At 40.8% G+C, this 9,340-nt stretch carries 7 protein-coding genes; 5 read left to right on the top strand and 2 right to left on the bottom strand.

Features of this window, described 5'->3' with window-relative positions; translation table 11 throughout:
- Positions 1 to 784: 784 nt before the first annotated feature.
- Positions 785 to 1,426 (top strand): DUF6266 family protein, encoded by a 642-nt coding sequence (locus tag WFK35_RS16935; protein WP_336733578.1) that lies wholly within the window; start codon positions 785 to 787, stop codon positions 1,424 to 1,426.
- A gap of 652 nt (positions 1,427 to 2,078) precedes the next feature.
- On the opposite strand, the gene WFK35_RS16930 is transcribed toward WFK35_RS16935, so the two are convergent.
- Both WFK35_RS16930 and WFK35_RS16925 read right to left on the bottom strand, forming a co-directional pair.
- Positions 2,079 to 2,396 (bottom strand): GIY-YIG nuclease family protein, encoded by a 318-nt coding sequence (locus tag WFK35_RS16930; RefSeq protein WP_336733577.1) that lies wholly within the window; start codon positions 2,394 to 2,396, stop codon positions 2,079 to 2,081.
- Between the two features lie 311 nt (positions 2,397 to 2,707).
- The gene (locus tag WFK35_RS16925; protein ID WP_336733579.1) at positions 2,708 to 3,706 is read right to left on the bottom strand and encodes a lipase family protein; all 999 of its coding nucleotides are present in this window, start codon (positions 3,704 to 3,706) and stop codon (positions 2,708 to 2,710) included.
- 881 nt (positions 3,707 to 4,587) lie between these two features.
- On the opposite strand from WFK35_RS16925, the gene WFK35_RS16920 reads away from it, so the two are divergent.
- From WFK35_RS16920 to WFK35_RS16905, 4 genes are all read left to right on the top strand, one after another.
- Positions 4,588 to 6,444, top strand: coding sequence for a type I restriction-modification system subunit M (locus WFK35_RS16920; RefSeq protein ID WP_336733576.1), 1,857 nt, complete (start codon positions 4,588 to 4,590; stop codon positions 6,442 to 6,444).
- Positions 6,329 to 6,961: a hypothetical protein gene (locus tag WFK35_RS16915; RefSeq protein WP_336733575.1), complete on the top strand. Its 633-nt coding sequence runs from the start codon at positions 6,329 to 6,331 to the stop codon at positions 6,959 to 6,961. Before WFK35_RS16920 ends, WFK35_RS16915 begins: the two co-directional genes overlap by 116 nt.
- Before the next feature lie 3 nt (positions 6,962 to 6,964).
- Positions 6,965 to 8,269, top strand: a complete 1,305-nt coding sequence (locus tag WFK35_RS16910; protein ID WP_336733574.1) for a restriction endonuclease subunit S — start codon at positions 6,965 to 6,967, stop codon at positions 8,267 to 8,269.
- 50 nt (positions 8,270 to 8,319) lie between these two features.
- A partial coding sequence (locus tag WFK35_RS16905; RefSeq protein WP_336733573.1) for a sacsin N-terminal ATP-binding-like domain-containing protein occupies positions 8,320 to 9,340 on the top strand: 1,021 nt, incomplete at its 3' end.

The following is a 9,340-nucleotide window of genomic DNA, read 5'->3' as shown; positions in this document are numbered from 1 at the left end:
ACATTTTTTAACGAAAATACGGAAAACCGGAAAACAATATAGAAACTTTATTTTTATATTCTTTTCATTAAAAATAAAAGCAGTCTGCAGCTAAAAAAGAATTCCGGGGGATAGGAAAATGAAGGCAAATACTAATTTCAGAATTAACCGCAAAAGGGACACTAAAGACTTTATTGGATTTATTCAAAGTATTTCAAAAGTTTGCAAAGAGAAAAAATCTTTGATTTTTTTTAAACTTATGTGTTCTTTTTTTAGATTTAAGTATTAAACTTAAACTACTCAAGTGCTACAATCTTTTGCTTCTTCTGCGGTTAAATAAAAGTTTAAACAGACTTATTCCAAAAGAATTAATTTTCTCTTGCAGTTCATCAAAAATTGAACACAAATAACATCATTATTTATCTTTTCTCCATTATAGATGCTGGCATAATAGGTGGTTTCAGTTAGTGATTTAAAGAAGTGAAATCAAATCTGTGCTTGCTTCTTTACATGAATGAGGAAAATATATTCTTCCCGACAAAAAGCTAAAAACCCATTATTTCCCAATCAAAAATTACTCAAAATTCTCCCGGAATCCTTCGGCTGTTGTTCGGTGTTTCTTCGGAAAAAATCCCATTTTTCCGAAGCCGATCCGAAGAAGACCCGAACATGATCCGAAGAAATGGGTTTTCAAACCGGTCAAAACCGGTCAAAAGCAGTCAAAACCGGTCATCTTTTTCACAGGTGCCTGAAATTGGAAAATTCTGTAATACCTTCGTTCTGTTAACCAATAAAAATGCACAAAATGGCACGAATAACAAAAGGAATCCTTGGAGGATTTTCAGGAAAAGTGGGAACGATTGTAGGCGCAAACTGGCGCGGACAGGACATTATCAGAAGCATTCCCAAACCAAGCTCGAAACAGCCCACCGATAAACAGCTTCTGCAGCAGACCAGGTTCAGCATGGTGATCAGCTTTCTGCAGCCGCTCAAAAACATCCAGACGAAGTATTTCGGATCGGGGAGCGGTTCAAAATCGAGGGTGAATATGGCGGTTTCCTATACCATCAGCGAAGCGTTACAGATGAATGGCGATGTTCCCGAACTGGTATACAACAAGGTTCTGATCACGAAAGGGGATTTGGCAGGTTTCCAGAACGTCACGGCTTCTCCGCAAACCGGAAATATCATTACGCTGAGCTGGGAAGATAATTCCGCACAGGGAAACGCAGATACCGCCGACAAAGCCAATGTGGTATGTTATAGCGAAGAACTGGGAACGTTTGAAATTTTCGAATCTGTTGCCGAAAGGGGAGCACTGACTGCCGATGTCACGATGCCTGCTTCCTACACAGGAAAGGAAATTCAGGTCTGGGTGTTTTTCAGGAATGTGAAAGAAACGCTTGCGTGTAACAGCGCGTATCTTGGGGCTTATACCTTAATTTAATTTTTAATCTCCATCCGGAAGGGTGGGGATTTTTTATGGTGGCTTCGGCTCCGCTCAGCCACCGTGATTTTTGATTTGATTTTTTGGGAGTGGTTGGGTTGTGGGGTGTTTTCTGTAGTGGTGGCTTCGGCTCCGCTCAGCCACCGTGTTTTTTGATTTGATTTTTTGGGTGTTGTTGGACTGTGGGGTGTTTTCTGTAGTGGTGGCTTCGGCTCCGCTCAGCCACCGTGTTTTTTGATTTGATTTTCGGGTGTTGTTGGACTGTGGGATGTTTTCTGTAGTGGTGGCTTCGGCTCCGCTCAGCCACCGTGTTTTTTGATTTGATTTTTGGGTGTTGTTGGACTGTGGGTGTTTTCTGTAGTGGTGGCTTCGGCTCCGCTCAGCCACCGTGTTTTTTGATTTGATTTTTGGGTGTTGTTGGACTGTGGGTGTTTTCTGTAGTGGTGGCTTCGGCTCCGCTCAGCCACCGGGATTTTTGATTTGATTTTTTGGGTGTTGTTGGGCGGTGGGGTGTTTTCTGTAGTGGTGGCTTCGGCTCCGTTCAGCCACCGGGATTTTTGATTTGATTTTTCGGGTGTTGTTGGGCGGTGGGTTGTTTTTCTGTAGTGGTGGCTGAGCGTATAGCAAGGTGGCTGAGCGGAGCCGAAGCCACCTATTCATCTTTTATAAAAAACTTACTGTGGGTTTCGTTCATGCATTCGGCAGCTTTTTTAAGCTCTTCGTTCCAGCCATTGGTTAAAGCTTCTTTTTTTCTCCGGCTCCATCCCTGAATTTGTTTTTCCCGGTAGAAAGCAAGATCAATACGTTCAAATTCCTCAAAATAAATAAGCTTTACAGGAAGCCGTTTTTTAGTATGATTGGCACCTTCTCCTTTTTGATGCTGCGAAAGCCGGCGTTCGAGATCGTTGGTGCTGCCGGTATAATAACTGCCGTCTGAGCAGAGAAGAATATACATCCATCCTTTTATCATTTGTATTTTTTTCTAAAGATAGTATTTTATTTGAATGCGGTGGCTTCGGCTCCGCTCAGCCACCGGGATTTTTGATTTGATTTCTGGGTTTTGTCTGGCTTTGGGTTGTTTTTCTGTAGTGGTGGCATCGGCTCCGCTCAGCCACCGTGTTTTTTGATGTGATTTTTGGGTTTTGTTTGGCTGTGGGTTGTTTTGTTGTAATGGTGGCTGAGCGGAGCCGAAGCCGCCTGTGTTCTCAAAAGCGAAACCACCCGTTACCGCAAAATCTGTAACAGGTGGTTGTTTTATGAAATCAATATATCAGCGTTGATTTATGCTTCCAGAACGGGTTTCAGGGCTGATAAAGCATGCGAGGAAATCCATCCGATGATCTGGGAAATAATTCTTTCAATCAATTCGGCTTTGGTGACGGAAGAAACACCCGGTACCAGGTTTGGATAAGCGGGTTTAGGCAGAGGCTGGGGAAGAATGAGTCCGGTAACTTCCGGTTGCGGGTAGTCCGCCGGAATACCGGAATACATTTCCACATGCTGAATGAACAGTTGTTCTACATAATCCTTCAATGACTGTGGAGGAACACTGATTGCAGAACCTCCGTCTGAATGCTGCAGCGTTCCCGACAGTGAACTGTTTTGAATTCGTGTATACACGGCATCCGATCGTGAAGAATCAAACAGGGCAAGAGATTGGAGTGCCGACAGTGTAGCGGCAGTCGCGAAATTCGGGGAGTGGCCGTACAGATTGGCAATCTGCTGCAGATCCTGTTTCTGCCATGCATGAGGCACTACATCAAGGTCATTCCAGTGCATGGTGTTCCAGCTTTGGTAAGGCAGCGATTGAGGCTCCCAGCCGGATGGCAATGCAGGAAATGTGCTGTTAAAGAGGCTGGCAAAATGGGTTTCTCCCGGCGTGGCTCCCGCAGTAGGATATACCAACGTAAGATCAAAAGCCTTCAGTGTTTTCTGTTCCGTAAGATACAGTGCCAAAGTAGGAGAGAGGGCTCCGGCAAGGCTGTGGCCGCAGAAAATAACAGCGGTATCAGAAGCCGGCTGCACACTGCTCAGGAATTGCTCAAGCGTCGTTCCGGGAGCTGCAGCGCCGGATACAGTGGTAAGTTTGAGAAGATTGCTGACTCCGGTAGCGGTGCCCAGTGAAATATACGGATCGGTATTATTATAACCGGACGGACTGAAATCAGACGGATTGTAGGTACTCCAGTTGACCACCTGCGAAACGGAAAAATCTTCCGCTTCCCAGTCGTACAGGGAGTCGGGGTTGGTGGCGGCAATGGCTACAACGTAGGCTGGCATTACAGGTCCTCCCGGAAATGCCACAGCGTCACACTGTGCTACAAATACGGCATTGTCTGCAACGCCGTCATTGTTTTCTTCCAGAAGAGCAGGTCCCCAAACCAGGTTCCAGCTTCCTAGTACCGGCGTAACCGAAGGATCAGCGACAGAAGGGCCGGTCTGCCCCATAACGGTTACAGGCGGAACATTGTTCAGGTAAAAAGAAAGGTCGTACTGCAGCTGCAGCTGTAATTCAATCGCGGTACCTTTGTATCCCGAAGAACGGCCTACAAGACAGGCCATCCCGAATATCTGCTGGTAAGCGTCTAATGTTGGATTTGTCATGGTGTATTTTTGTTTTTGGTTGATTGTTTTTGTTGATTGTTACTGAGAGGTTTTTGTCCGATGACTGATGATGATGTGCATCTTCAGAGAACGAAGTAAAGTTCGGGACAAATTGTGATTTGTGAATCCGTGAAAATCACTAAAATGAGGGGTAAGTGTTTGTACGGAGGGTGTGGCTTCGGCTCCGCTCAGCCACCGTGTTTTTTTATGGATTTTTTGAGGGTAGTTGGGCGGTATGTTGTTTTTCTGTAGTGGTGGCTTCGGCTCCGCTCAGCCACCGGGTTTTTGATGGGGTTTCTGGGTGTTGATGGGCGGTGTGCTATTTTTCTGTAGTGGTGGCTGAGCGGAGCCGAAGCCACCGGATTTTATGGTTTCCCATAACGGTGATATTATGTTTTTAATTATATTTGATAAAATTTTGGATACAGATAACTTGAGATGTAAAAAACCTCACGAGCCTGAAGAAAGATTAAATGTCTTTTTTGGCTATCTTTGGGACCAAGTAAAAGAATGATAAAAATATTTTATCAGATTAAATTCTTTTTTTAATAAACATAATGAACCACGCTGTACACAATAAACTCGTCTCCTTCATCTGGAGCATTGCCGATGACTGCCTGAGAGACGTCTATGTAAGAGGAAAATATAGGGATGTCATCCTGCCAATGGTTGTTTTGCGAAGACTGGATGCTTTGCTGGAACCTACCAAGCAACACGTTCTGGAAGAGGTAGAATTTCAGAAAAATACCATGAAGTTTACGGAATGGGATGATAAAGGGATGACTGCCGCTTCTAAATATGTCTTTTATAACACCAGTGAATGGACTCTCCAAAGCCTGTATGCTTCAGCAACGAACAGCCAGCAGATTCTGCTGGGGAATTTCGAAGATTATCTGAATGGCTTCAGTTCCAATGTGCAGGAGATCATAGAAAAGTTTAATCTTCGGGCACAGATCAGACATATGGCCAACAAAGATGTGCTGCTGGATGTTTTGGAAAAATTCACTTCTCCGGATATCAATCTTACGCCTTTTGAAAAACTGGATTCTTCAGGAAGAAAGTTACCTGCCCTTACAAATTTAGGAATGGGTTATGTATTTGAAGAGCTCATCCGGAAATTCAACGAAGAAAACAATGAGGAAGCCGGAGAACACTACACGCCGAGAGAGGTTATTGATCTGATGACCCATCTGGTGTTTGAACCGATTAAAGATAAAATTCCTTCGGTGATTACCATTTACGACCCAGCCTGCGGAACGGGCGGAATGCTTACGGAGTCTGAACATTTTATTACCGATGAAGAGGGCGAAATTAAAGCGACCCATACGTCGGTGTATCTTTTCGGAAAGGAGGTGAATGATGAGACTTACGCCATCTGTAAATCCGATATGATGATTAAAGGGAAAGATCCTGAACGCATTAAAGTAGGGTCTACCTTGTCTACGGATGAATTTGCCGGAACGAAATTCGACTTTATGCTGTCTAACCCGCCCTATGGAAAAAGCTGGGCAAGTGAACAGAAATATATTAAAGACGGAAAAGACGTGATTGACAGCCGTTTTGTCATTAAACTGAAGAATTACTGGGGCGAAGAGGAAGATGCCGATGCTGTTCCCCGTTCTTCAGACGGACAGTTGCTGTTCCTGATGGAAATGGTGGATAAAATGAAAGCTATCACTTCTAAAAATACCATCGGAAGCCGTATTGCTTCGGTACACAACGGTTCGAGTCTGTTTACGGGTGATGCAGGCGGTGGCGAAAGCAATATCAGACGGTATATTATTGAAAACGATCTGCTGGATGTCATTATCCAGCTGCCGAACAATATTTTTTACAATACAGGAATCACTACGTACATCTGGATTCTAAGCAACAACAAATCTACTAACCGTAAAGGAAAAGTTCAGCTGATTGATGCCAGTGAAATGTATCAGAAACTCAGAAAAAATCTGGGAAACAAAAACTGTGAGCTCACCAAAACACACATTCAGGAGATTCTGGACTGCTATCTGAAATTAGAAGAGCTGGATAAGAAGAAAACCGGAAACATCGGAAGCAAAGTATTTGACAATGCAGATTTTGGCTATTATAAAGTAAATATCGAAAGACCGAAACGCCTGAAATCTCAATTCACAGCAGAAAAAATTGAAGTGTTGAAATGGGATAAAGCACAGCCGGATTTCAGCAAAGCGCTGTTTGAAAAATACGGAATGGAGGTGTTTGCCGGACTGGAAAAATATAAAAAAGAGATAGAGGATCTTGCCGAAAAACAGGAGCTCAACATCAATGCGAAACAGCTTGCCGGATTCCTGGAAAAAAGAAAACTGGGAAAAGCTGGAAGCGCTGTACCAGACCGCAGTCCGTCTGATGGAAGTGCTGGGAACGGAGGTATACACCAACTTCAATACATTTAGCGCAAAAGCAGATGAAGTGCTGAAAGGCGATAAAACCAAACTGTCTGCTTCAGAGAAAAAGCAGATTTTGGATGCGGTAAGCTGGTATGATGAAGAAGCTGATAAAGTTGTTAAAAAAACAGAAAAGCTCACTGGACAGAAGCTTACCGATTTGCTGAATTATTTAGGCTGTGCAGAAAAAGATTTGCCTTATTACGGTTATTTCCCTTGTCATCCTGAGCTTGCCGAAGGATCTGCAAAAGGACTATACACCGTTTACGAAACCGAAAATGATTTGCGCGACAGCGAAAGCATTCCGCTGAAAGAGAATATACAGGACTATTTCCTGCGGGAAGTAAAACCCTATGCCGAAGAAAGCTGGATTGCTTTGGATTCTGTAAAGATTGGCTATGAGCTGAGCTTCAATAAATATTTTTACCAACCTGCACCATTGCGCAGTCTGGAAGAAGTGACGAAAGATATTTTGGCGCTGGAACAGGAAGGCGACGGATTGTTGGCTGAAATCTTAAATTTTTAGACGATGCAACGATACGAAAAATACAAAGAAAGTGGTGTGGATTGGATTGGGGAGATTCCGGAGCATTGGAAAGTAGTTAAATTAAAATATTTAGGTAAGGCAATAATTGGACTGACTTATTCACCAAATGATTTATGTTCTGAAAAAGAAGGAACATTAGTCTTACGTTCATCTAATCTGCTAAATGGACGATTTGTGTATGGCGAGAAAGAAAATTCTTATGTGTCTAGCACAATTCCAGAAAAACTTAAGATAAAGAAAAATGACATTTTAATTTGTTCAAGAAATGGAAGTCGTGATTTAATCGGAAAATGTGCTATTGCAACAGAAAATGATGAAGGTTATTCCTTTGGTGCATTTACTACTGTCTTTCGGTCAGATTTAAATCATTATTTATTTAAAATTTTGAACTCTAATATTTTTAAGAATCTATCTGGGAGTTTTTTAACATCAACTATTAATCAATTGACAATTGGTAATCTGAATTCTATTTCGGTTCCAATTCCATCACCTTCTGAACAACAAACCATCGCCACCTTTCTCGATGACAAAACCGCCAAAATAGACCAAACCATTGCCATTAAGGAAAAAGAAATAGAACTCTTGAAAGAACGCCGCCAAATTCTCATCCAAAAAGCCGTTACCAAAGGGTTGGATGATACCGTAAAACTCAAAGACAGCGGTGTGGATTGGATTGGGGAAATTCCGGAGCATTGGGAGGTGAGGAAAATAACTTATTTATTTTCAAAAATCGGAAGTGGCACAACGCCTACAAGTGGCGACTTAAGATATTATGATGGTGTTATAAATTTTTTGCAAACTGGTGATTTAAATGATGGATATATAATATCGACTTCAAAAACTCTTAAAGAAAAAGCTCTGAGAGATTTTACTAGTTTGAAAATTTATCCAAAAGAAAGTTTAGTCATTGCGATGTATGGAGCAACAATTGGTAAACTTGGCATTCTAAATATTGATTCAGCAACAAATCAAGCTTGTTGTGTTTTATCAAATCCAAGGAATGTACTAACAAAGTATTTCTTCTTTGTTTTACTTGCATTTAGAAAAGAAATTGTTTCAATGGGTTATGGTGGTGGTCAACCTAATATAAGCCAAGACTTAATTAAATCACTCCGATTTCCTATTGCCAATCTTAATGAGCAAATCCAAATCGTCTCGCACTTAGAAAAAATAGAAGAGAAAATCGCCAAAGCCATTTTGCTCAAGCAGCAGGAAATAGAAAGGCTGAAAGAGTACAAAACAGTGCTGATCGATAATGTGGTGACTGGGAAAGTGAGGGTGAGCTAGATGTAAAATTAAATAAAAACCAAAACTAATAACATAAAAACAAAAATTGAATGTGTGCATCATACGGAGACAAGCGAAAGAGAGGATTCTTTGAATCTTCAGCAAATAAGATTTTTACAGGAATAAGGGAAATAGTTCCCGAATATGCTGAGAAAAGAGCGATCTGGGAACTATTCCAAAATGCTTTAGACACTGTAAAAGAAAATGGGATCATTGAAATTGCAAAAACAGATATGGGCCTATTATTTAAACATAATGGGAGACCATTTACAGATGATGAATTTGGAGGATTAATAAATCAATATAGTGTAGGAAAATCTTACGGAGACAATAGCGAAAAACTAGGTCAGTACGGAACAGGTTTTTTGAGTACCCATATTTATGGGAAAAAGATTTTTGTTAATGGTTCTTTATTAACAGACGATAATAGCTATAGATTATTAAAAGACTTCGAGATTGATCGGGATGCTGTACATATTGATGAACTTACAGATAAACTTATTTCACAAGATGATAAAATAGAAACACTTTGTGATGATCTAAAATTAGCTCAAAAAGATCATTTACAATATACTTCTTTTGAGTATGTTGCATCTGATAAAGGTAAAGAACATATTGGCTCGATGCTTAAATATGTTGAAACAGTATTACCCTATATATTCTGTTTTAATGATAAACTTTCGCAAGTAAAACTTACATATGATAATACTACATTGAAATATCAAAGGAATGAGAGTTCTGACAGAGAAGTTTCTATAATGGTAAATAATGAGCCAATAGAAGTCCCAATATTAAAAGATAAAGAAAATAAGGTTGTAGTAGTATTAGCAAATGAAGAGCGAATTATTGATGAGATTCCAAAACAGTTTCTATTTTATCCTCTGATGGATACTGGCAGTGCAGGTTATAATTTCATCATTCATGCTAATGATTTTAAACCTAATAGGGAGAGAGATTATCTGAATAAAATAAAAGAAAATGAGGAGTTGAAAATTGATGTTGAAATCAATGAAAGTTTATTAAAAATTGCATTTGAATTAGCACTAAAAAGAATCAATGAAGATGAAAATG

The organism is Chryseobacterium sp. VD8 (assembly GCF_037149975.1).
GTDB classification, from domain to species: Bacteria; Bacteroidota; Bacteroidia; order Flavobacteriales; family Weeksellaceae; genus Chryseobacterium; species Chryseobacterium indicum.
This window is presented reverse-complemented; position numbering and strand designations above follow the sequence as displayed.